Genomic DNA, 23,568 nt, shown 5'->3' on the forward strand with positions numbered 1-23,568 from the left:
GCCACCTCAAACGGGGCAGCCGCAAAGGACGAAGAATATCAAGCCTGTTTACGTTTCAGGCCCAGGAAACCCAGTAATCCGGTACCCATAAACCAGATCGCACCAGGCACTGGTACAGCGGCTGGCGTAATTGAAGTGACCAAATAAACGGTACTATTATCACTGCCCCATGCTCCTGCGCCATTGGTATTGATACTGTTATAGTACCAGACCCATTGCGCGCTGGAATCGATACCGGAGTGGAAGCCCCAGGGCGATATTCCATTGGCACCCTCTGCGACAATCGGGGATGCCGGATTCACCAGCGAATCTACATACATACTCCAACCGGTACCGCCAGTTGAAATAGTATTTGCGCCATTGCCGAATAAATAGTCGTTATTCGACAGCGTAAAAGTACCCAATGCTGCACCCGGGCCACCTTGATTGGTGACTTTTAAAATCAGATAGGAAACAGACGTGGTGGTTAGGTTGTCGACCGAAGAATACGTGCTGCCCCAATCGTTGCCGCTTAGGATAGCAGGGCTACTAATCGAGGTTGCGCTGGAGCTGACGTACGCTTCAAAGGTATTATCGGCAGTAAAAACGCTGGTCAGTAAAGTCGATGCTTGCGCGCCTGATATTGAACCAGCCAGGATAAGAGCCGAAGTCAGTTTTTTCATTTTTCAGATACCTTTAAGTTATGTGAGTAGCGTAAGGTTATCACTTGGTCGTTATCGATCATATTGCCCAAAAGCATTATGACCAAGCCTCCGGTAGTAATAAGCGCTAGTAGCCTAAACCGTGACTAAATAGAGCAGAGGCTGGTTTTGCTACAAGTTAAAAAGTTGGAGTTAATTTGTTTACCTTACCATCAATCTGGAACCTGATCATTACCACCCTCGTATTCATCTGGGTAGCCAAACGTGCCCAAACTTTGCTGGATAAGCAAGGTTTGTCCCATGGCACGACACGCAGCTTGCTGGTGTTTACCTTGGCCTCGCTGCTATCCTGGGGATCAGGCGAAGCCGTCGACTGGACCGAAGCGAAAATCCGGGGCAAGCCACAAATCGCCTCTCGGTCAACGGAAGAAGAGATTGCTCAGCTGTTAGAGGTGTTCAACCAAGTTCAAACGGCAACCCAAACTAAATCATCAAGCTATTAACGAGACATTATGAAAAGACTGCTGGGATCAACGCTGGCCTTTTGTGCCCCCACCTATGCTGACAACTATTTATCGTTTAAAGCACCGAATAAAGCCGATGCGGAAACTTGGCTGAATGCCTTTACCAATGCTCAAGATATGACCCGAGACGGCATGGTGTTAAAAAGTAATTTAAAGCGAGAAGAACTCTCGGAATTGCTGAAATCGCTGCGGGCAAAAGCCGAAACCTTATTCGGTGATGTGGTATCGCCGTTCGGCGATTGCACCAAATCGGTCGAGTCGGTCAATTGGTACTGGCAAACACAACAATCGCTCATTACCGATCCAACGAATGATACCGATAGCAAGGCGGTTAGCTTGGTTACCCTGGCCTGGGAAGGCGGCGAATATTATGCGATATGCTCACGCATGATCAGGGCTTTGCCGTAACGCTGACCCGAATTCTTCTAGCTTTAGTTAGGACTAGTTGAGACGAAAGCGATAAAGACCTGCCTTCCACGACCTTTAGCACCAAGGTCTGTTATTGCTCTGAAAGCGGCCTTGCTTCTGATCTATCACTTAAATCAGTCTGGTAGCATGGGCACCGCTATTTATCGGGGGGAATTGGCAAAAATTCTTACACCCTCATAACGGCAAAATGGTGAATCGCCTGTCAGCCAGCCCGCGGCAAACATACGCGAAAGCACGTACCCTTCCCCAGTTCGCTCTTCACCTCTATCCGCCCATTGTGCTTTTTAACGATCCCATAGGATAAAGACAGGCCCAGGCCTGTGCCCATGCCGACCGATTTGGTGGTAAAAAACGGATCGAAGATTTTTCCAAGCTGTTCGGGCTTGATGCCCTTGCCGGTGTCCTCCACCTCAACCCAAACATTTTGCTCGTCATACGCGGTGCGAATCGTAATTCGGCCGTGATCCTCAATGGCTTGCACGGCGTTGATCAAAAGGTTCATAAACACTTGGTTGAGCTGGGACGCGATGCAATTAATCTCAGGGATTCCGCCGTATTCCTTGACGACGTCGGCCTTGTACTTGATCTCGTTCCACACCACGTTAAGCGTACTGTCGAGGCCCGCCTCAAGATTCGCCGATTGCTGTTCCAGTTCGCCGACGTGAGAGAAATCCTTCAGATCCTTAACGATGCGCCGCACTCGCTGCAGGCCGTCGAGGGATTCCGCTAGAAGATCGCCAATATCTTCGCGTAGATAGCCGATATTGATTTCCTGCTTCAGATGCGTGATATTTTGCAAGGCCTCATTTACCAACGACCCTTCAATCCGTTCGTAAGCCGCCAGCAGTGCCAGCATGCCATCGACATACTCTTGCAAGGTGCTCAAATTGGAGTTGACGAAGCCAATGGGATTATTGATTTCGTGAGCCACACCGGCCGCGAGCTGACCAATCGAAGCCATTTTTTCGGATTGCAGCAGTTGCATCTGAGTTTCTTCAAGCTGCCTGATCAGTTCCTCTTGACGCGCCTTCTCGGCCAGCAATTGCGTATTCGCCATTTGCAGGGATTCAGTGCGCTTTCGCACCTGTTCTTCGAGTTCGTCTCGGGAATCGCGCAACGCTTCCTCGGCCCGTTTGCGTTCGGTAATATCGTTAAAGCCGAAGACGCGGCCGATGATGTGCTCGCCTAGATATTGCGGCCGGGATCTGCATTCGAAAATCCGGCCATCATTGAGGCTCAGAATATCTTCGGTTTCGCTGTTGCCGACGAGCTCCTGTAGGCGCATACGAAATATTTCCGGCTCGGCAACCAACCCGGCAATAAACTCGAGAATATCCGCTTCCTCCCCCTCCAGCAGCAACTCGTCGGAAATGCCCCACATGCTGCTGAACTGGCGGTTCATGTTGGCAATCTTGCCATGCCAATCGATGACTAGAATGCCATTGCCTGTCGATTCCAACGTCGCCCGCAATTGAGACAATATTTGGGCCAGAGCATCCTCGGCCTTGTGCTCGTTCTGTACATCCCTGGCCTGCACCAGAATCAAAGGGCTTCCTGCGTGATCAATGACTTTGACGGATTTGGTCACCGTCAGCATCGAACCGTCGGCGCATTGGTAAAGTCCGTCCTGGGTCTCGATATCCTGGTATTGGCCGTTACGGACGTCCTCCCAATAAAACACGTCTTGCAATGAACTTTCGATGTTGGTGATCGGCATGGCCAGCAATTCGGCTTCCGAATAGCCCAGCATTTTCTCGACAATCTTGTTGGCAACGATGATCCGCAACTCACCGGGTTCAACCAACAACATCATATACCGGCTGTAATCAAGCATCAGATGTTCGAGGCTTATCATCCGGCTCGCTCCTGCCCAGGCGTATTCGGATCGAAATAGTAATTGACCCGTTTGCGCGGACTGAGATAGTTGTATATCTCCCGCGGGACCTGCGCCGGCCTGATCGCCTTTGCGATATTCGCATCCGCTTCGCACGCCGTGTCCACCAGAATCGCCTCATCCCTGGGAATATCCGCGTCGTAAATCAGCACCAGCGGTTTCATCGGCTTGGCGGTATTGACGGTGACGACCATGCCGATCACGCCATTGGAAAACTGCACGATGGTGCCGGGCGGATAAACGCCAAGACAACGGATGAAGACCTGGAGCAGTTTCTGATCGAATTTGTTGCGCAACTTGGCGAACATGGTCGACAGCGCCTCGTGGGGCGTCAGCGCATCGTTAATATTCACCGGATTGCATAATTCATCGTAGTGGTTGGCAATGACAACAATCCGGGAAAGCAAACCGATAGCCTCACCCTTTAGTTTATTAGGGTAGCCAGTCCCATCGAACCATTCGTGGTGTTCGCGGATGATGGTCACCACGGCCGGCGCCAATCCCAGCCGCTGGCCAATATCCGCGCCGTACTGGCAATGCATTTCAAACAAATGCCGCTCAGCCTCATTAAGCGGCTCCTTTTTCATCAGAATTTTTGTCGGAATTTCCTTATGGCCAATATCGTGAAACAGCGCGCCTATACCCAGGCTGCCGACCAGTTCTTGCGGAAGCTGGATGTCGCGAGCCATCATCAGGGACAGCATGGTGACGTTCAAAGAGTGGTAATACATTTCCTCGGCACCCGCTTTGCCGATCATGACATGTATAGCAAGTTCCGGTGCGCAAAGCAGCGAGTCGACAATTTGGTCCACCAATTGCCCAGCCTTGCGCACGGTTTCCGCCGGCATGGTAAACAGGCTTTTCTCAATGCCGTGTATCGTTTTAGCGGTATCGATAAAGGCATTTTCAATCCGCGCCGCCACCTCGCGCTGCTGCTGGATCCGCTCGACCAGCGCCAGTTTGGCTGCCAACGCCGGCGAAATATCCGGCTTGGCGGCAACCTGTGGTTGCTCTACCTGCTGTGTTTTTTTAGGCAGCGGATGGACATCGCTGAGGGCCGGATCGTAACGAATCGATTTCAGCCCAAGACCCTGCAGGGTCTTGATCTGCGCCTCGTTTTTAATCTTGAAATGGCTGAACGAGAATGGGTGATCAAACCACTTGAGATTGAGGTGGATATACAACCCGACCCGCAGCTGATCCATGGTGATGTTGAGGTCATCTTGCATAGGGATTGGCAGTTCGATCAACTTTTGTCAGATGGAAAAATGTCGAATTCATACCGTCTCTACTCATACGCCGCCCCAGACCACTCCCGGTTTTGCGATCATCTTCATACGGAAGACGCCGCTTCAGTGAAGTTTGACCGGAAGCGTAGGGGAAATAAGGAAAATAAGCAAACCAGTGGTCAAATCCAGTTGGACCCTATGCCAATCAAAAGCTTGGGAACTGAATAGCAACTCATTCTCCTCATACCCCCTTAGCAATTGAGCCATGTGTTTCCCTCCTTCTGCATCCGGACGATGATCCATTAGAAGTTAGCTAAGAGTGCCGGTGCTTGCGTTGGCAATTACCTGAAGGTGTTTAGCTTAGCGAGATCTTTTATCCCGTTCCAGTTCCAAATATTTATGCCGCAAATCGACATAATTGCCGCCTATCCATTGCCAAAATGTCGCCGCCGCTTCCGGGTCAGTGCTGATTAACTTCACGGCTATCGCGCCGTTGCTGCTGATGTCGGTAATCTGTGCGTCAATATCAATGCTGGCTTTGGTTTTGACGACGCGCCTGTCGGTATCGACCCGAAAAGTCACCGGTTCGCCCACTTGAAACAAGATGTCGCGTTTTAAGCCGCCCAAAAACTTCAGGCTATACTCCGAAACCGATTGAAACGGCAACACGAACTCTGCATGCCAACGAAACGGCGGACACTGGATAGGTCCGGCGTTCTTGGGAAAATGCACGGTATAGCCGTCATCGACTTTGGCTTTAACCACCCCCCGGGTATAAATTTCGTGGCAATTGGTCAGTACCGCATCGCCCGGCTCCAGACCGTATTTTGCAGCGTGTGCAGTCAGGCTGTTGAAAGCCAAGACAAGTCCCAAAACGATTGTTTTCATGCTGCTCTCCTGATTATTATTGTTTACTTTCATCCCTAAACTTACGGCTCGGCCAACCGGATACTGGAGATCAAATTCCTCCCCCAGCTTGGCGGGTGTACCCTCAGTCTGTATCCGCCACCAAGCGTTGTCAATATGTTGCCTACAATGCAGCTCAGCAGCAGGCGGACAACCCAATCCCTTCTTTATCGCGGTTGCGGTGTGCTGGGTTGATATGGACCCAGCAGACTACGTACCAAGGTATTGGTTTCGTCTATATCCACAGTGATCATATGCCCGGTGTTAGTGCCTAGATAGGGCTGCATTGCTGCTGCCATATACGGGAACACCAGACGTAAGTCGTTACTGGAACCGTTACTTTGTACGCTGGTTTTCCATAACTGTTTGCGTTGCTGCTGTTGCAAATAGGCTTCTTTATCGCAGGCTTCCAACACCAGATAGCGCCGGAACGTCGTGTAGGATTCGGTGCGTTGCGAATAGCCGCCGTAACCCCAACCAAAACCGGGATAATAGCCATTGTAAAATCGGGACATGCGGTACGGATAGTAATAACCCATGTCGTTCCACAATGGTACTTCGTAGCTATACTGGTGGACTTCCGGCGCACCGACCCCGTAACTCAAGAACATCACCAAGTTGCTGTCCTGCAGACTGTTGGCCTTGCTGTAGCCGCGGTTAGCCAGGACTTTTTCGATATAGGTTTTAAACTCGATAAACTGCAAATCCTGTTCGTTTGCACCGGCATTGCCTGGCAATACCACGAATCGCATATCGCTTTGCGGAGCGCTAACGGCGACTAGCGAATCGATTTCCGTGCGGAATTGCAGAGGACGCGGTGTAGTGCTACAAGCCGCCAATAATGCAATCATTAATAAAACCAACAACCGATAACTTACACCTATGAATTTATTGCTGTGCATGGTCACTCCCTGTTTCGTTCGTTGAAGCATTCTCTTGCCATAAGCTTTGCGTGCGTTGCTGCAAGCGAATATCGGCAAGTACCTTTTTATCGTGCAATTCCGCCTGATGGGACAATTGTTCCGAGAGCTGCTGACTTTCCGCAAGCCTTTGCCTAGCCTGCTGGGTTTCCTGGGCCAGCAACTCCGCTTCCAGACGCATGGCCTTTAATTCGTTTTCGTGGCGTAGCTGTTCGGCATACAAACGCTTCTCAAGTTCCAACTGCTGAGTAAGCTGATCTTGTTTGTCTTCCAACAAGCGCCGCTGTTTTTCGGCTTCCTGAGCCTGCATCAGTAATTCCAGCTCGGATATGCGGCGCAAATGTTCCAGTTGCAGGCGTTTTTCGTGTATTTCTTCTTCCTCAAGCAACCGCTGCTGCCGGGATAGCTCGCGGGTGCGTTCTTCATTCAACTCAAAAGTCTTTTTCAACACATTCAGATAAACGCTATCTCGCCCCAACTGCACGTTCGGAAATTCGTTAAAGCTGGCAGTGAGACTACACAGTGCTTGCGATTGAATATGCTGTTGCATTAATACTTGGTTAATAGCCAGCGCAATGCGTTTCTCGGTGTCAATTAGACCGGTTTGAATCCAGTTGCCATCAGCCAGCGTTTGCAACTCAAGATTGATCACATCATCGATAATATCGGCATACAACTGCTTGATGTGTTGGTTAATCGTGGGCAGCATTTCGCTGTTTTTCAGCACATAAGCCAGGGTGGCCTGAAAGCGTAAATCCAGCGCCAAATCCACGGTGCAAAAATCGTCGAACATACTCAGCTGCCGCCGGTATTGCCAGCTTTCTATCGTCAGTGGGTGTATATGATGATAGAAGCGTTTGACGAATTTCTTCGGCCGTAAAAAGAGTTTTTTATACGGCCCGAGTTTTAGCTGCACCACTTGCCGGTCGGCGTCGAAACCAGCGATCCATTGCTCCGCCGCATCGGCAAGCGACTCTTCGAATAAATCGCCGCCAGCCAGCCAGACCTCCAATTCGGTGCCGGGGCTATTCATGGCTAACCACACCGGCGGCGGCAGCGGCTTTTTGTTTAAGCGCGGCGATTTTGTCGGACATTTTTTCGGCAATCAGCGGGTAAAGATTCGGCGCAAACTCCACGGTTCTATCGTCTACTTTACGCAAGAAACCGCGGCTGAGCAGCAAGCCGACCACGAACATTCGCGACCAATCCGAGTAACGACGGGCTTTTTCCAAGTCGGATTTTTCGATGACCATTTCCAGTTCGTCGTTCTCGTTGATCCGAAACTCGGTGAATTGTCGCAGGCATTCAAACACCAGTTCTTCTTCCTGGATCGTCAACGGTCCCGGTGCTGTAAATTCCAAGCGATAAGACAGTAACACGGTGAAAAAATCCACCATCGCCGCGCAAGCAAATGCAAACCAGGAAAACCCGCGCCACATCGCAAACGAGGGTTTAACTTCCTCAACAAACTGTTTATAGGTCATCAGCAAGGGCGCGTCGGGTAAAGACAAGCCCATGCTGCTGGCCAGTTGGTTCACGCCGAGTTGAATATCCTGATAATTTTTCAAAAATTGCGAGTAAGTGGCTTCCTTGTCGTTGGTCACATCCAGCTGATTCAGATTGCTTTGCAACAGTCGGATATTACTGTCCAAGGCCTGAAAAGCTTGTTCCTGCTGTTGTAAGGCCTGCTTTTTTTCCTGATATATCTGATTGTAATGGCGCCAGAACGGCCCCTCGCCCACCTGATTTTTATAGCCAGGGCCAATTTGATTATGCGTACCGAAATAGGCTTGGCTGGCATCCAGCGAAGCTTTTTCCAGATCCTGTTTTTGTTGGTGCAGCATCTGGCTTTTAACCTGCAAAATACTGTCCAGATAATTTTTGGTTTGCTGTCTTAACTCGTTCAGCCTATTGATATGTAGCGTTTCCTGCTCGGATATTTCGTAAAACTTGAAATAGGAAAAAGTCACTGAAGCAGCAATCGCCACCGCCAAAGACGCCACCACGGTAAAGTAGCGCATCCTGTTGGCCTTCCAATGAATGCCGGCCATTTCCAAAGAACAGATAACGATGATGGATTGAATGGCGACGGTGATCACCAACGCAATCCAGGGCGTGATGAAATGCGATAAACCGTAATAGGTCGTAAACCCGGACGACAGGCTGAGCATCAGAACGATGGGTATCGTCCAGATACGCAACATGCTGACGAACAGGGTTTGAATGCGGTTAATAAAATAACCGAGTCCGGTAGAACGGATTTTGATGCTGGGATTTGTCATTATTATTTTTTGCTCCAGCAGAATGCGGGATAAAACGGCGTCAGCTCATACTTAAAAGCGCTCGCCGGTGTCATGGACAATGGCCACCACGGTTTTCTCCACGCCCATCAATGCGGTGCGCGCGCCGCCCGAGATGACCGGAGTTTCGACTAGCTCCACCGCCAAATCAAAATCCGAAGCTTACGGTTTTTGATCATATCGGCAACCCTGGACATAGCGCCCAGGACTGCCTGACGATTTGCTGGATCTTGACAAAAGCGCCCTATTTAGCGAGCGCCCCGCTTGCTCCGCGACTTGAATCATAGCCACACCGATTCAGTCCATAACCGAGCCGCTGGGGTTTTGCGATGCCAACTTGCCAGCACAGTCGCGGAGTTTTCCAACACGACTTTATGTAATTTCACTACCGGGGTATTGCCGATCAAGTGCATTACATCGCTGGCAACAGGCATTGAGTTACCCCTATTATTTCTCGATTTTAAACGCTAAAAACACCGGGCTGCCATTACGTTGTACCAAAAGTGCTATCGATTTTTCAACCGGTAATTTCGCGACGATAGCGTTAAACTCGGCGGCATCGCGAACCACATTATTTTGAATGCGCAAAATAATATCTCCTGGCTGAATTCCGGCGTCCATTGCTATGCCTTTGTTAACTTTTTGTACTATTACGCCGTTTTTCTCAACTTGCGATTGCTGGCGTTGCTCGGTGGTTAAATCGGCAACAGCCAATCCCAGACGGTTCACGGCCACTTCAGGGGCAGCCGCAGGCCCGTTAGCCAAAGAGGAGGGTTGCGCAGGCAGCAAACCGATTTTCACACTAAGATCCTGCTTATCGCCTTGGCGAATGATTTTTACCTTGGCTTTTTCATCGATGGGCGTCATGCCCACTCTAGGCGGCAATTCACCGGACGTTTCGATGACTTGGCCGTTAAACTCAACAATGATGTCGCCAATTTGAATCCCGGCTTTTTCGGCCGGTCCGCCTGGTATCACTTTAGAAACCAAGGCGCCGTGCGGCCGGTCCATACCAAACGACTCAGCCAACTGCCGCGTCACATCCTGAATTTGTACACCCAACCAGCCCCGCGAGACTTTACCTTTACTTTTAATTTGGTCGACTACGTTCATCGCCACATCGATAGGTATGGCAAACGATAAGCCCATATAGCCGCCGGAACGGCTGTAGATTTGCGAGTTAATTCCGACCACCTTGCCTTGCATATTGAATAAGGGGCCGCCTGAATTGCCCGGATTGATGGCCACGTCGGTTTGGATGAACGGCACATAGTTACCGTCCGGCAGACTGCGCCCTTTAGCACTGACGATACCGGCGGTGACCGATTGATCGAAACCGAACGGCGTACCGATAGCCAGCACCCACTCGCCCACTTGCAATTGCTCCGGCGAACCGACTTCCACTACCGGCAGGTCCTTAGCTTCTACTTTTAATAGGGCCACATCGGTGCTTTCGTCGGAGCCGATCAATTTGGCAATCAACTCCCGGCGATCTTTCAATTTAACGACAATCTCGGAGGCATTGTTGACCACATGGTGGTTGGTCAAGACGTATCCGTCCTTGGAAATCACAAACCCTGAGCCCAAGGAGTTGGTTTCTCGTGGTGAATTACCTCCACGCCCAGGGCCCTGGAAAAACCGCCGAAAAAACTCTTCCATTTCCGGCGGCATATCCTCAGGCATTTGCTGTTGATCGACGCCCGCTTGCGGATCTGCAGCCTTTTGGGTCGTGCTGATATTGACCACCGCATCCCCATTGGTTTTAACCATTTCGGTAAAATCGGGCAATTGCGCATAGCTTGCATCAATCGCCAATAAAAATATCAAAACTCCATAAAACAGCTTATTAAGCATGTAATCTCCACTCATACATTTGATTTGTTACAAAAATGACACGCTAACGTAGCGCTATGCCGTCAGCAATTAGCTCGACTGTTTTGGCGGGTACTTCACCCAATACGGTGAACTGGGTATCGCCAATCACCTTACTGAACGAATTGACAGAACCCAGACTATGCAAACCATTCATACCTTGCGATTCTTTGGCTTCCAGATACACCGACACGGTAGAGAAACCGTCGCTAATCAATAGATGATCTACGGCTTTCTGAGATTGCTGGATGGAATTGCGAATAAAAAATACCGGCTCAAACCCAGACGGCCAATTCTTCAATACGAATGTGGCATTTTCAAACGGTTCGGCTTGAGCGGAGTGGATATGTTTGACATGAAAGCTGTTGTCGTCGACATTGCCGGCGTGGGGCTCGGCTAATGAGTCAGTCATTAAATCGGTGAAAACTACTTGCTCCAGGATACTACCGTCCAAATTGTAAACCTCGACTTTCAGCGGCAAAAAATGCTGGGTATCCACCCAGATTTTTCTCGGGTAGCGCAGCGCATCGGTAGGCTCGACACTGACGATTTGCGTCGGCAACATCGCGATGGATTCCTGACCCGACAAAACTAATTGATAATTTTTTTCCAGGTTAGCGGTGTTCTGCGGCAAATTGACGATAAACGAACTATCCAACGGATGATGATTCACCACTTTTTGACTGGTTTCCTTAAATGTACAAGTCACTTCGTTGGATTTACGTGTCACTTCCCGCATCGGCGAATTCAAAGACGCCAAGCGCTCCTGTTCGACGCCGTTTTCAACACTATGCTGATATTTCATCGTATCGAGCTGACCGTTTTTCATGAAGATCACGGTACCCCGGTAGTTGAGGGTTTTCATCGCCCGGTTCATATAATCCAGCCATTGTCGGGCCGTAACTTGATCCTTATCGGCAAAAGCGCTTTGACAAACAACGCACAGCAAAAAAGCTTTTAAAACTCTCACGCGCTTATTCCTGCCGATAGCCCACCACCCGTGCGTAGGGTTGTCCCGCTTGCACGCTATTGACATACATCGCGTTGTCATGAGCTTCCAGATAATCCTTGAATCGAGCATGCATTTCCTCTGCTGATACGTCTTTACCCTGAGCCACCATATCGACCGAACCGAGCGGGTTATGCATTTGTTTATCCACTTTACTGCTGACCCACACCACGGCCAACGCCACCGACGCAGCAATCGCCAACGCCGCTTTTTGCCAATTTACCGCCGACTTTTTTTGGGGTAAAAAGTAGGTAGGTTCCTGCCTAATCTGTTCGTGAATCTTGTCCAAAAAATCGCTGGTAACGTGAGAATATTCGCCAGTCTTCATGACTTGACTGGCAATTTGATAGCGGCGCAACTTGTCTTTCAGCAAGCCGTCGTTCTGCAAAGTCTGCAATAGCGACAGCGCCTGTTGGCTATCCAGTTCGTCGTCTATCAGTTGAGAAAGTTTTTCGTTAAGTTGTTCTTGCATCGATACACCTTTAGTCGAGCAATGGGTTTAATTTTTGGTCTATGGCTTCGCGAGCCCTAAAAATCCGCGAGCGTACCGTCCCGATGGGGCAATCCATTGCTTCCGCAATTTCTTCGTAACTCATCCCTTCAAACTCCCTGAGCGTAATTGCAATCCGCATCTCTTCTGGTAACCTCTCGATAGCTGATTTAATGACCGCCACAATTTGTTCGTTCATCAACAAATTTTCCGGCGTTTCTATATCTTTCAGTTGTGGCGCATTTTCTACTTGTTCGGCATCTTGAACATCGATTTCGTAATCAAAATGACGGCGCGAACGCGACAACAAATAGTTTTTGGCGGTGTTAATCGCTATACGATACAACCAAGTGTAAAAGGCGCTGTCACCGCGAAAATCTCCCAAAGCCCGGTAAGCCTTGATAAAGCTATCCTGCGCCACATCTTGAGCTTCGCTCGGATCCTTGACGTACCGGTTCACCAAGTGGACGATCTTGTGCTGGTATTTGATCACCAAAAGATCGAAGGCGGATTTATCGCCTTGCTGCACGCGGCGCACCAGCTCTTGATCCAGATCTTCGGTATTCGTTTCTTGTTCGTTCACTGCGCTATTTTGGTATTGAAGTGGACAGAATTAAACCTCATTAGTTCTGGCAACACAAAAAAAATTACCGCAGGATTAAAACCAGATATTATTCGAAAACGCTAAAACTATTCATCCGGCCGCAAAGTTGACCACACTGACAGCAAACCAACCCAACAATACCGCTGATTCCCATTACGACATCCTTATCGCCGGCAGTGGCGGTGCCGGGCTGAGTCTTGCGTTGCATCTTGCCGACACCTATAAGGTGGCAGTGCTCGCCAAATTTGCATTGACCGAATGCAGCACTTATTACGCCCAAGGCGGTATCTCTGCGGTATTTGACGAAGAATACGATTCGATAGAATCGCATATCGAAGACACCTTGATCGCCGGCGCCGGCTTATGCGATCCAGAGATAGTCAGACTCACCGTCGCACAGGGCCGGCAAAGCATCGAATGGCTGCGTCAACAAGGCGTGAACTTTACCGAAGAGCGTAACGCCGACGGCGCCAAACAATTGCATTTAAACCGCGAAGGCGGCCATTCGCATCGCCGAATCGTGCATACTGACGACGCCACCGGCAAAGCCGTCTCGCTGTCGTTGATCGAGCGAGCCCAGGCGCACCCGAACATCACCCTACTGGAATACCACAATGTCGTCGAACTGATCACCGCCACCAAGTTGGGGGCAAGCGAACAACGCATATGCGGCGCCTATGTTTTGGACAGCAAATCAGGCAGCATCAAATCGATAGCCGCGAAAGTAGTCGTGCTGGCGACCGGCGGCGCCAACAAGGTTTATCTATACTCAACGAATCCGCACATTTCCAGCGGCGACGGCATTGCGTTGGCCTGGCGGGCCGGCTGCCGAATCAGCAATATGGAATTCATGCAGTTCCATCCGACCTGCCTTTATCATCCGACCGCGCGTTCGTTTTTAATCAGCGAAGCGGTGCGCGGCGAAGGCGCGCATTTAATCCTACCCGACGGCGAGCGTTTCATGCGCCGTTACGACGAGCGCATGGAACTGGCGCCGCGCGACATCGTCGCCCGCGCCATCGATAGCGAAATCAAGAAACACGGTATCGAATGCGTGTATTTGGACATCAGCCACAAATCGCGAGAGTTCATCCAAAAGCACTTCCCCACTATCTATATGCAATGCCTGGAACTGGATATCGACATCAGCCAGCAACCGATTCCCGTGGTGCCGGCGGCGCATTATACCTGCGGTGGCGTATTAACCGACGCCAACGCCCGCACCGACATCCCCGGCTTGTATGCCATCGGCGAAGTCGCCTGCACCGGGCTGCACGGCGCCAACCGCATGGCCAGCAACTCACTTTTGGAATGTTTGGTGTTTGCCGAACAAGCCAACCAAGACATCCGGCGCCTATTTGCTGAATTGCCGGAACCGTTGCCGCTGCCGGATTGGGACGAATCCAAAGTCGGGGACTCGGATGAGGAAGTGGTCATCGCCCACAACTGGGATGAATTACGCCGTTTCATGTGGGATTACGTCGGCATCGTTCGCACCAATAAACGCCTGGAACGCGCCATGAACCGCCTGGTGTTGCTGAAAGACGAAATCGCCGAATACTACGGCCAATTCCGCATCACCAGCGATTTGTTGGAACTGCGCAATTTGGTCATCGTCGCCGAGTTGATTATCCGTTGCGCGCAACAGCGCAAGGAAAGCCGGGGCTTGCATTACACAAAAGATTATCCGGATCTGGACCACAGTCAGCCGCCGCAAAACACCGTATTGACACCGGAAAAACCCGCTCAAAAAGTTCATTGATTGTCGCCATCGAACCCACCATGCCCCCCCTCTAGACCGGGAGAGGGGTTTTTGGTGACTGCCAAGAGTACTTCATCACGCATAATCCACCATTGCCTGCCATTCTTATTCAACCTGCGGACTGACATATTTCTGACATATTCGCTCACTAGAATCCCCCGCCATACTCCTTTTTCCAGGACACTGAGCGATGATCGATGCTGAACGCATTCTGCAAGAAACCTATCCCGACTTTAAATTTGGCAAAGACAATAAGCTGGTCGTACAAGCTTTAAAAAAACTGATCCACGAAGACGATTTCAACGACGTCATCCGTAAAAACCAACATCTACGCGGCTTCGCCTTTCTCGACAAACTACTGAATTATTTCAAATTCAATTATCAAGTCAGCAACGATTGTTACAACAATATCCCCTCCGAAGGTCGCTTGCTGATCGTCGCCAATCACCCGATCGGCACATTGGATGGCTTAGCCCTGGTGAAATTGATTCGATCAGTACGACCCGACGTGCGTATCGTCGCCAACCGGGTTTTATCGCACATGGAACCCTTGCAATCGATCTTCTTACCGGTCGATGTGTTATCCGACAAGAAAAAACTGAAAGACGTTTATAAAGTCATGCTGGATGCACTGGAGCATGAAGAAGCGATCATTTTCTTTCCGGCCGGCGAAGTGTCGCGTATCACCCCTAAAGGCATTCGCGACGGTGCCTGGCAATCCGGTTTTATCAAGCTGGCCCGCAGGGCGCAATGTCCAATCTTGCCGATCTTTATCAAAGCCAAGAACTCCGCCTTGTTTTATAGCGCCTCGACGCTATACAAACCACTGGGCACAATGTTGTTGGTCAAAGAAATGTTCAACAAGAAGGGCCAGGAAATTAAATTCATGGTCGGCGCGCCGGTACCTTACCAAGTTATTGCCGATAGCGAGGAAAGCAATAAACAGCTCAGTCAGCGCTTTCGCAAGCACGTCCAAAACCTGGGCAAGAAAAACAAACCGGCACTATTCGAAACCGTCGCCACCGTAGTGCATCCTTCTGACACCAAAGCGGTGAAGAAGGCCTTGTACCAATCGCGTCTGCTTGGCGAAACTCGCGACGGCAAAAAGATCTTTTTATACCAGTTTCAAGACGATTGCCCGGTGATGCGGGAGATCGCCCGCTTGCGCGAGCTGACCTTCAGAACGGTCGAGGAAGGCACCGGTCTGGCATTGGATCTGGATAAATTTGATATTTACTACAGCCATATCGTGCTGTGGGACGACAACGATCTGGAAATCGTCGGCGCCTACCGAGTCGGCGAAGGCTCGGCTATTATGGCCAGCCACGGCGTGGACGGCTTTTATACGCAAACGCTGTTCGATTTGCGTAGCGAATTTGAAACTTATCTGCCCTACAGCATTGAATTGGGCCGCAGCTTTGTCCAACCGCGTTATTGGGGACAGCACAGCCTGGATTATCTTTGGTACGGTATAGGCGCGTATTTGCGCGAACGCCCGGACATCAAATACCTATTCGGCCCGGTTAGTATCAGCAACGCCTATCCACAGGCCGCCAAAGAACTGATTATCGGTTTTTATCAACAACAATTCGCCTCCGATTTACAGCACACCAAAGCCAGAACACCGTTCGTAATTTCGCAACAAGGCAAGGCATTTGCCGCCACCGAATTCAGTGCCGACTACTCCACCAGTTTCAAAATATTGAATAGCGAACTAAAAAAACTGGGCGTCAAAGTCCCTACGCTTTATAAACAATACGTGGAATTATGTGTCGATAAAGGCTGCCATTTCGTCGCCTTCAATATCGACCCGGACTTTAACAATTGTATCGACGGCCTGATCATGGTGGAGGTCGATAAAATCGCACCCAAGAAAAGACAGCGCTACATTGAAAAATCACTGGCCGGGTAGATTGGCGCGAATTCATGGAAAATCGTTCATTCCCGGAGTTGGATCAGCTGGAAGCACTGATCCGGCAATTCGGCGACCGCGCCCATTGCGAGATCGTCGAGCAAATAAGCTACAAAGACACACAATTTCCCATCCATTGCCTCAGCCTGGGTTCAAACAGCCCGGACGTCCCGGTATTGGCTTTTTTCGGCGGCGTGCATGGCCTGGAGAAAATCGGCTCGGAAGTCATATTGGCCTACTTGCAAACCATCCTGCAATTATTGGATTGGGATCAAGAATTTAACGCTCGTTTGCAGCATTCGCGACTGGTATTTGTGCCCATCGTCAACCCGGTAGGCGTCTATCGGGGAACCCGTTGCAACGGCCATGGCGTGGATTTGATGCGCAATTCGCCTATCGAAAGTATCGGCAATACCCGACTATACAGCGGCCAGCGTTTCAGCGCCAAACTGCCCTGGTATCGCGGCGATGAATCGAAAATGGAAAAGGAAGCCCAAGCCCTATGCCGAGTGGTGCATAAACATCTATTCGACGCGCCCTTGTCGATTGCTATCGATCTGCATTCGGGGTTTGGGATACACGATAGGTTATGGTTTCCCTATGCGTCCTGCCAGACGCCGTTTCCAGGCGTCGCCGAAGCATACGGCTTAAAACAACTGTTTGATCGCTGCTACCCGCATCATTTTTATAAAATAGAGCCCATGAGCCAGGAATACGTCATCAGCGGCGATTTATGGGATTATCTATATGACGACTTTATCGACCGGCACGGTAGACAGCGCGTGTTTCTGCCGTTGACGCTGGAGATGGGCTCTTGGCTGTGGCTGCGTAAAAGCCCGACGCATTTGTTTCAACGTCACGGCTTGTTTCACCCCTTGTTGCCGCATCGCCAACAGCGCATCATGCGTCGGCATCTGACCTTATTCGATTTCTTGTATCGCAGCCTGCTCTATCCGCAAAAATGGGCGACATTGACCAGCCAACAGCAAGACCATAATCGGCAACAAGCGATGGATTTCTGGTATGCCTGAAGCAGCAGCCGGGCAACATTGGTTGTTACTGCGTGGTCTATGCCGAGAGGCTGCACATTGGGGAAATTTTCCGGATATGTTGCAACAGGCTTTTCCCCGATCAACCGTCAGTACTATCGATTTGCCGGGCACCGGCCGGTATTACCAAGAACCTAGCCCGGACAGCATCGAAGCAATAACGGCACAAGTCCGCTGCCAGGCTTTAGACTATGGCTTGCTGGCAAAGCCGGTAACGTTACTCGCACTGTCGCTCGGCGGCATGGTAGCCTGGGAGTGGTTACAGCGCTATCCGCACGACATCGCCGCTGCCGCCCTGGTCAACACCAGCTTTGCAGGCTTAAGCCCGTTTTATCGGCGCATGCGTTGGCAGAGTTATCCGCAGTTTTTTCAGTTATTACTGGAAAGGGATTTGTATCACAGAGAACTGGCAATCCTTCAGCTGGTTAGTAACCGGCAAAATCTCTACGCGGAAACGGCCAAGGCCTGGACCGCCATACAGCAAGTTCGGCCTATCAGCCTTGCTAATGGAATCAGACAGCTAAAAGCAGCGGCACGCTATCGGCCTAGTCAGAAAAAACCCGAGACACCGTTGCTGATATTGAACGGCCGGGGCGACCGATTAGTCGCACCGGCTTGTTCCGACGCCATTCATAATAAATGGCAAATCGACATCTTCAAGCACCCGTGGGCGGGCCATGATCTATGTTTGGACGATGGAGCCTGGGTAGCAAACCGTTTAAAAGACTGGATAAACCAGACTACGGTTTGAATCCGAAGATTATTTAATTTCGAACTCGGCTTTATTGCGACCTGAGGCCAGTAGTTCCTGCATCCATTTCGGCGCCAATCCACGGCCAGACCAAGTTAAGGACGCATCGTTAGGACTACGGTATCTAGCCGCAACTTTGCCGGTTTTTCTTTCGGATTTTTTTTCGCCGTCTTGAATATCGACCGTTACACCGATAGAAGCCGCTAATTCCTTAATTTGCGCAATAACTTCCTTACGTTTACTGGATTGTCTTTCTTTTAATGCTTTTTCGGCATTATCAATAACAGCCTGTAATTCGGCTTCGGATAGTTTATTAAAGTCAGTCATATTTTCCTCGTTAATCAAAAAACGCAAGCAATTCTATCACCCGGCGTTTATAAATAAAACTATTATTCAGGGTTAACTGAAAAATTGACCTCGGAATATACCTTACCTTTCTTATCCGTCAACTGTACTTGCCATTCGCCTTTATCTTTGGCAGACAAGATTTTACTAGACCATACCTTGGTTATTTTATCTTTCATATCCAATTGTTTTTGATGCACGATTTGACCGTTACGCGACCATCGATGAAACAAAGATCTACCCTTCATGTTTTTTATCTCACTAAAATAAAAAACTTCCCGTGATTGGTTAGGAATAACTCTCAGCGGCGACTTAATCGGTTCGCCGGGCTCATCATCCTTCGGCTCGGTATTTAAAGAGGCTCTGATAACCTTGCGGTCCAATATAATCGCCGCCGGCTTTTTAACACTGTCTATTTTTTTAACACTTTCTGAGTTAGCTGATGCCTGCCGCACTATCGCCGGCACTGGCTTTTCCAATAGCGCAGGCTCCTGCCGTTCAACCATTTCAACATCCGGTGTATTTAATTTTTGAACTTTTTCCGTGGTATCGATCTGAGTATCGGTATCTTCATCGCCGCCACCAAACCATGAAAATAATACTATTAGCATCAAAACTAACACCAGAACCGCAACCAGTATCCTGCGAATATGCCAAACCGTTACCGTTTGCGGCTCCGCGTTTATGCTTGGGTGTTTCCTATCATAATTAATTTTGATAACTACTTTATTATCAGCCATGTTTTTTCCCGATATTGAATCAACCAAATGAAACTGGAATCACTTGATGCACTAGCCCGTTACAACACATTGTCCTTGGTAATATAACATTTTAGTTCTAACATAATCGGCTGAACTTGCCGAAAACCTGGATGTTTGCATGAGTAGCCTGCTTAAACAATTTGAAGAGTCCTCCTCATTATACGGAGGCAACGCCCATTTCATCGAGTACTTGTACGAACAGTACTTGAGCAATCCGGAATCCATCAGCCCGAGCTGGCGACAGCGCTTCGACCACATTCGCAGTGGTGCCACCGAGGATACGCCGCACAGTGTAATTGTGGAACGCTTTGAAAAGTTGGCGATTGCGGAACCAGGCAGACTGGCCAGAATGCAGGGTTTTACCGAGCAAAGCGTCAAGAAGCAATCGGCGGTAGCCCGTTTGATCAATCATTACCGGGTCAAAGGCCATCAGATAGCCTCTAACAACCCGCTTGGCCAATCGCAAAGCATTCCAGCCGACTTAGAACCCATATATTATGGTTTGACGGATGCGGACATGAGCACACTGTTCGACACCGGCGGTTTGTGCGGCGTTGATCGCTTGCCCTTAAAAGCCATTATTCAAACGCTTAACGAGATTTACTGCGGCAGCATCGGCAGCGAATACATGCACATCGTCGATGACGAGAAGAAGCGTTGGATCAAGGATAAACTGGAAGGCGCAAAACCGGATTTCAGCAGCCACCCGGAAAAACGCCAATGGCTTTTAAAGTTGCTGATCGCGGCCGAAGGCTTGGAGCGCTTCCTGCACCGCAAATATGTCGGCCAAAAACGCTTTTCGCTGGAAGGTGGTGAGTCTTTGATTCCGATACTGGACGAATTAATCCAACGCGCCGGCGAACACAAAGGCAAGGAAATCGTCATCGGCATGGCCCACCGCGGCCGGTTGAACGTACTCATTAATATATTGGGTAAAAGCCCGGCGGTATTGTTCGGCGAATTCGAGGGCACTCACACGTCCTCGCCCGGCGTATTGACCGGCGACGTCAAATACCACCAAGGCTTTTCGTCCAATATCGCCACACCGGGTGGCCCGATTCATTTGACGCTGGCCTTCAACCCCTCGCATTTGGAAATCATCAATCCGGTGGTGGAAGGTTCAGTAAAAGCCCGCCAAGATCGCCATGGCCCGGATGGTTTTGACGCAATTTTGCCGATATTAATTCACGGCGACGCCGCGTTTGCCGGCCAGGGTATTGTGATGGAAACCTTGAATATGTCGGAAACGCGGGCGTTTTCAACGGGCGGAACGGTACATATCGTCATTAATAACCAAATCGGCTTTACCACCAGCAACCCGTTCGACGCGCGCTCCACCCTGTATTGCACCGACGTTGCCAACATGATTCAGGCGCCGGTATTTCACGTCAACGGCGACGATCCGGAAGCGGTGATTTTCATCACGCAATTGGCATTGGATTACCGCAATACCTTTCATAAAGATGTGGTTATCGACTTGATTTGCTATCGCCGCCACGGCCACAACGAAGCCGACGAACCGGCGGCTACCCAGCCGATGATGTACAAATCCATCCGCGACCACCAAACGCCGCCGCAAATCTATGCTCAAAAATTAATGGCGGAAGGTGTCGTCACCGAAGACATGGTGCAGAAAATGGAGCAGGATTACCAACAACTGCTCAACGAGGGGCAACCGGTATCACGGCCGATTATCGAAAACAATGTTTACTCATACTCAGCGCGCTGGGTGCCCTATCAAAACAAACATTGGGACACGCCGGCCGACACCTCGATAAGCTTGGAGTATCTCCAATTCTGCAACCAACGCTTGCAAAGCTTGCCGGAGGGTTTTGAGTTGCACCCCAGAGTCGCCAAAGTCATGGATGACCGCAATAAAATGGCGGCCGGCGAAATCCCGATGGATTGGGGTTTCGCGGAAAATTTGGCTTATGCGTCGCTGCTACTGGAAAAATATGACATGCGATTGACCGGCCAGGACATAGGCCGCGGTACTTTCTCGCATCGCCATGCCATTTTGCTGAATCAGGCCAACGGTGAAAACTACATCCCGCTCAAACATTTGAGCGAAAACCAGGGCCGCGCCCAAATCTTTAACTCCCTGCTCTCGGAAGCCGGCGTCTTGGGTTTCGAATACGGCTACAGTTCCACCGAACCGAATAAATTGGTGATCTGGGAAGCGCAATTCGGCGATTTCGCCAACGGCGCGCAAGTGGTCATCGACCAATTCATTTCCTCCGGTGAAACCAAATGGGGCAAGCTCAGCGGTTTGGTCATGCTGCTGCCGCACGGTTTTGAAGGCCAAGGCCCGGAACATTCCTCGGCTCGCCTGGAGCGCTATTTACAGTTGTGTGCCGACCACAATATCCAAGTCTGCGTCCCCACCACCCCGGCGCAAATTTTTCATTTGCTGCGCCGGCAAATGTTACGCCAATATCGTAAGCCGCTGATCGTCATGAGCCCGAAAAGCCTGCTACGACACAAGCTGGCGGTATCGACACTCAGCGATTTAACCGACGGCGAATTTTTGAACGTGATAGGCGAACAAGACGATATCGATCCCTACCATGTCACACGCATAGTATTGTGCGCCGGCAAAGTCTATTTCGATTTGTTGGAGGCCCGCCGCCTGGATCAGGAGCAACTGCGCCATGTCGCGATTATTCGTATCGAGCAGCTCTACCCGTTTCCGAACGAACAATTCAAACGCGAAATCGACAAATATCCCAATGTCGAACATATTGTCTGGTGTCAGGAAGAGCCTAAAAACCAAGGCGCCTGGTACCAAAGCAAGCACCATTTTTTCGATTTGCTAGACAAGAATATCCCGATCAGTTATGCCGGCCGGGTCGCGTCGGCTTCTCCGGCGGTCGGCAATTACAAAACCCATCTCAATGAACAACGCGCCGTGGTAAACGCCGCGCTCTATGGCAGCAACGAAGGAAATACACATGAGCTTTGAAATACTGGTCCCCAGCCTTCCCGAATCCGTATCCGATGCCACCTTAGTCGCATGGCACAAACAGGCGGGCGAATGGGTAAACGAAGGCGACAATCTGGCTGATCTCGAAACCGACAAAGTCATCCTGGAAGTACCGGCCCCCAAATCCGGAACTCTTCTGGAACTGGTGGTACAAGACGGCGAAACCGTGGTTGGCGGCCAACTACTCGCCAAACTGGACGCCCAGCAAACCAAACCAGCCCAGGCAGCCGAAAAAACCGAAGAAGCCGTGCTTAGCCCTTCCGTTCGCAAACTGGTTGCCGAAAAGGATCTTGATCCACAAGCCATCGCCGGCTCCGGCAAACATGGCAGGATTCTGAAAACCGACGTCTTGGATTTCTTGAACACGCAAACGAAAGATGCGCCACCTGCGCCTACTCCCGCGCCCGCGCCGGCTACGGAAACCCACTCGCCGTTGTCCGCCACAGCCGTCGCCAGCCTGAGGCCGGAACAGCGAGTGCCGATGACTCGCTTACGTGCCAAAGTAGCCGAACGCTTGCTGCAAGCCCAGCAAAATGCGGCGATGCTGACTACCTTTAACGAAGTCAATCTAAGCGCCGTCATCGATCTGCGCAATCACTACAAAGATCGTTTCGAAACCAAGCACAGCATCAAGCTGGGTTTCATGTCCTTCTTCGTCAAGGCATCCATCGAAGGCTTAAAACGCTTCCCGGCCATTAACGCATCCATCGACGGCAGCGATATTATCTACCACGGTTATTACGACATCGGTATCGCCGTGACTACACCGCGCGGCCTAATCGTGCCGATTTTGCGCGACGCCGACCAACTGGATTTCGCCGGCATCGAAAAAGGCATACACGATTTCGGCAATAAAGCCCGCAACGGCTCAATCAGCGTCGAAGACCTCAGCGGCGGTACCTTTACCATCACCAACGGCGGCATCTTCGGTTCCATGTTGTCCACGCCTATCCTGAATCCGCCGCAATGCGCGATTTTAGGCATGCACGCCATCAAGGACCGGCCAGTGGTGGAAAACGGCGAAATCGTGATTCGGCCCATCATGTACTTGGCCTTGTCATACGACCATCGCTTGATAGACGGCAAGGAAGCGGTGCAATTTTTGGGTATCATCAAAGAGTGTCTGGAAGCGCCGGCACATTTATTACTAAATATCTAACTTACTGATCTATCACTCCCGCGCGAGC

The 23,568-nt window shown here is 50.4% G+C and carries 22 protein-coding genes; 8 read left to right on the forward strand and 14 right to left on the reverse strand.

The window, feature by feature from the left end; genetic code table 11:
* Positions 1–38: 38 nt before the first annotated feature.
* Positions 39–662 (reverse strand): hypothetical protein, encoded by a 624-nt coding sequence (locus tag JWZ98_RS13675; RefSeq protein WP_205450446.1) that lies wholly within the window; start codon positions 660–662, stop codon positions 39–41.
* Positions 663–838: 176 nt separating this feature from the next.
* Between JWZ98_RS13675 and JWZ98_RS13680 the strand changes: the two genes are divergently transcribed.
* Both JWZ98_RS13680 and JWZ98_RS13685 read left to right on the forward strand, forming a co-directional pair.
* Positions 839–1,144 (forward strand): hypothetical protein, encoded by a 306-nt coding sequence (locus tag JWZ98_RS13680; RefSeq protein ID WP_205450447.1) that lies wholly within the window; start codon positions 839–841, stop codon positions 1,142–1,144.
* A 9-nt stretch (positions 1,145–1,153) separates the two neighbouring features.
* Positions 1,154–1,573, forward strand: coding sequence for a hypothetical protein (locus JWZ98_RS13685; RefSeq protein ID WP_205450448.1), 420 nt, complete (start codon positions 1,154–1,156; stop codon positions 1,571–1,573).
* A 223-nt stretch (positions 1,574–1,796) separates the two neighbouring features.
* Here JWZ98_RS13685 and JWZ98_RS13690 read toward each other — a convergent pair whose 3' ends face one another.
* From JWZ98_RS13690 to rpoE, 11 genes are all read right to left on the reverse strand, one after another.
* Complete coding sequence (locus JWZ98_RS13690) at positions 1,797–3,449, reverse strand: ATP-binding protein (protein ID WP_205450449.1); 1,653 nt, start codon at positions 3,447–3,449, stop codon at positions 1,797–1,799.
* Complete coding sequence (locus JWZ98_RS13695) at positions 3,446–4,717, reverse strand: HD-GYP domain-containing protein (protein WP_033156601.1); 1,272 nt, start codon at positions 4,715–4,717, stop codon at positions 3,446–3,448. The genes JWZ98_RS13690 and JWZ98_RS13695 overlap by 4 nt, the downstream gene beginning before the upstream one ends.
* Positions 4,718–5,077: 360 nt before the next feature.
* Positions 5,078–5,605, reverse strand: coding sequence for a hypothetical protein (locus tag JWZ98_RS13700; protein WP_225893085.1), 528 nt, complete (start codon positions 5,603–5,605; stop codon positions 5,078–5,080).
* A gap of 185 nt (positions 5,606–5,790) precedes the next feature.
* Complete coding sequence (locus JWZ98_RS13705; RefSeq protein ID WP_205450450.1) at positions 5,791–6,525, reverse strand: hypothetical protein; 735 nt, start codon at positions 6,523–6,525, stop codon at positions 5,791–5,793.
* Positions 6,512–7,576 (reverse strand): hypothetical protein, encoded by a 1,065-nt coding sequence (locus tag JWZ98_RS13710; protein WP_205450451.1) that lies wholly within the window; start codon positions 7,574–7,576, stop codon positions 6,512–6,514. Before JWZ98_RS13710 ends, JWZ98_RS13705 begins: the two co-directional genes overlap by 14 nt.
* Entirely contained in the window at positions 7,569–8,825 is a 1,257-nt protein-coding gene (locus JWZ98_RS13715; protein WP_205450452.1) for a hypothetical protein, read from the reverse strand. The genes JWZ98_RS13710 and JWZ98_RS13715 overlap by 8 nt, the downstream gene beginning before the upstream one ends.
* Positions 8,826–9,124: 299 nt before the next feature.
* Entirely contained in the window at positions 9,125–9,277 is a 153-nt protein-coding gene (locus JWZ98_RS13720) for a hypothetical protein (protein WP_205450453.1), read from the reverse strand.
* A gap of 13 nt (positions 9,278–9,290) precedes the next feature.
* On the reverse strand, positions 9,291–10,697 hold the full coding sequence (locus JWZ98_RS13725; protein WP_205450454.1) for a DegQ family serine endoprotease: 1,407 nt from the start codon (positions 10,695–10,697) through the stop codon (positions 9,291–9,293).
* A 43-nt stretch (positions 10,698–10,740) separates the two neighbouring features.
* Positions 10,741–11,685, reverse strand: a complete 945-nt coding sequence (locus tag JWZ98_RS13730) for a MucB/RseB C-terminal domain-containing protein (RefSeq protein ID WP_205450455.1) — start codon at positions 11,683–11,685, stop codon at positions 10,741–10,743.
* Positions 11,686–11,689: 4 nt separating this feature from the next.
* Positions 11,690–12,196 carry a sigma-E factor negative regulatory protein gene (locus JWZ98_RS13735; RefSeq protein ID WP_171695730.1) on the reverse strand — a complete coding sequence of 169 codons (507 nt, stop codon included), beginning with the start codon at positions 12,194–12,196 and terminating at the stop codon, positions 11,690–11,692.
* 10 nt (positions 12,197–12,206) lie between these two features.
* On the reverse strand, positions 12,207–12,797 hold the full coding sequence (gene rpoE, locus JWZ98_RS13740; RefSeq protein WP_020482182.1) for an RNA polymerase sigma factor RpoE: 591 nt from the start codon (positions 12,795–12,797) through the stop codon (positions 12,207–12,209).
* Positions 12,798–12,924: 127 nt separating this feature from the next.
* Between rpoE and nadB the strand changes: the two genes are divergently transcribed.
* From nadB to JWZ98_RS13760, 4 genes are all read left to right on the forward strand, one after another.
* Positions 12,925–14,580 (forward strand): L-aspartate oxidase, encoded by a 1,656-nt coding sequence (nadB, locus tag JWZ98_RS13745; RefSeq protein WP_205450456.1) that lies wholly within the window; start codon positions 12,925–12,927, stop codon positions 14,578–14,580.
* Positions 14,581–14,770: 190 nt separating this feature from the next.
* On the forward strand, positions 14,771–16,492 hold the full coding sequence (locus tag JWZ98_RS13750) for a lysophospholipid acyltransferase family protein (protein ID WP_205450457.1): 1,722 nt from the start codon (positions 14,771–14,773) through the stop codon (positions 16,490–16,492).
* Positions 16,493–16,506: 14 nt separating this feature from the next.
* Positions 16,507–17,523: a M14 family zinc carboxypeptidase gene (locus JWZ98_RS13755; RefSeq protein ID WP_205450458.1), complete on the forward strand. Its 1,017-nt coding sequence runs from the start codon at positions 16,507–16,509 to the stop codon at positions 17,521–17,523.
* Positions 17,516–18,292: an alpha/beta hydrolase gene (locus JWZ98_RS13760; protein WP_205450459.1), complete on the forward strand. Its 777-nt coding sequence runs from the start codon at positions 17,516–17,518 to the stop codon at positions 18,290–18,292. The genes JWZ98_RS13755 and JWZ98_RS13760 overlap by 8 nt, the downstream gene beginning before the upstream one ends.
* Positions 18,293–18,301: 9 nt before the next feature.
* Here the strand turns inward: JWZ98_RS13760 and JWZ98_RS13765 are convergent, their stop codons facing one another.
* Entirely contained in the window at positions 18,302–18,619 is a 318-nt protein-coding gene (locus JWZ98_RS13765; RefSeq protein ID WP_033156614.1) for an H-NS histone family protein, read from the reverse strand.
* A 62-nt stretch (positions 18,620–18,681) separates the two neighbouring features.
* Entirely contained in the window at positions 18,682–19,377 is a 696-nt protein-coding gene (locus tag JWZ98_RS13770; protein ID WP_205450460.1) for a DUF2914 domain-containing protein, read from the reverse strand.
* Between the two features lie 139 nt (positions 19,378–19,516).
* On the opposite strand from JWZ98_RS13770, the gene JWZ98_RS13775 reads away from it, so the two are divergent.
* Positions 19,517–22,360: a 2-oxoglutarate dehydrogenase E1 component gene (locus JWZ98_RS13775; protein WP_205450461.1), complete on the forward strand. Its 2,844-nt coding sequence runs from the start codon at positions 19,517–19,519 to the stop codon at positions 22,358–22,360.
* Complete coding sequence (odhB, locus tag JWZ98_RS13780; RefSeq protein ID WP_205450462.1) at positions 22,350–23,540, forward strand: 2-oxoglutarate dehydrogenase complex dihydrolipoyllysine-residue succinyltransferase; 1,191 nt, start codon at positions 22,350–22,352, stop codon at positions 23,538–23,540. The genes JWZ98_RS13775 and odhB overlap by 11 nt, the downstream gene beginning before the upstream one ends.
* The last annotated feature ends 28 nt before the right edge of the window (positions 23,541–23,568 follow it).

The organism is Methylomonas sp. EFPC1, assembly GCF_016925515.1.
Taxonomy (GTDB): domain Bacteria; phylum Pseudomonadota; class Gammaproteobacteria; order Methylococcales; family Methylomonadaceae; genus Methylomonas; species Methylomonas defluvii.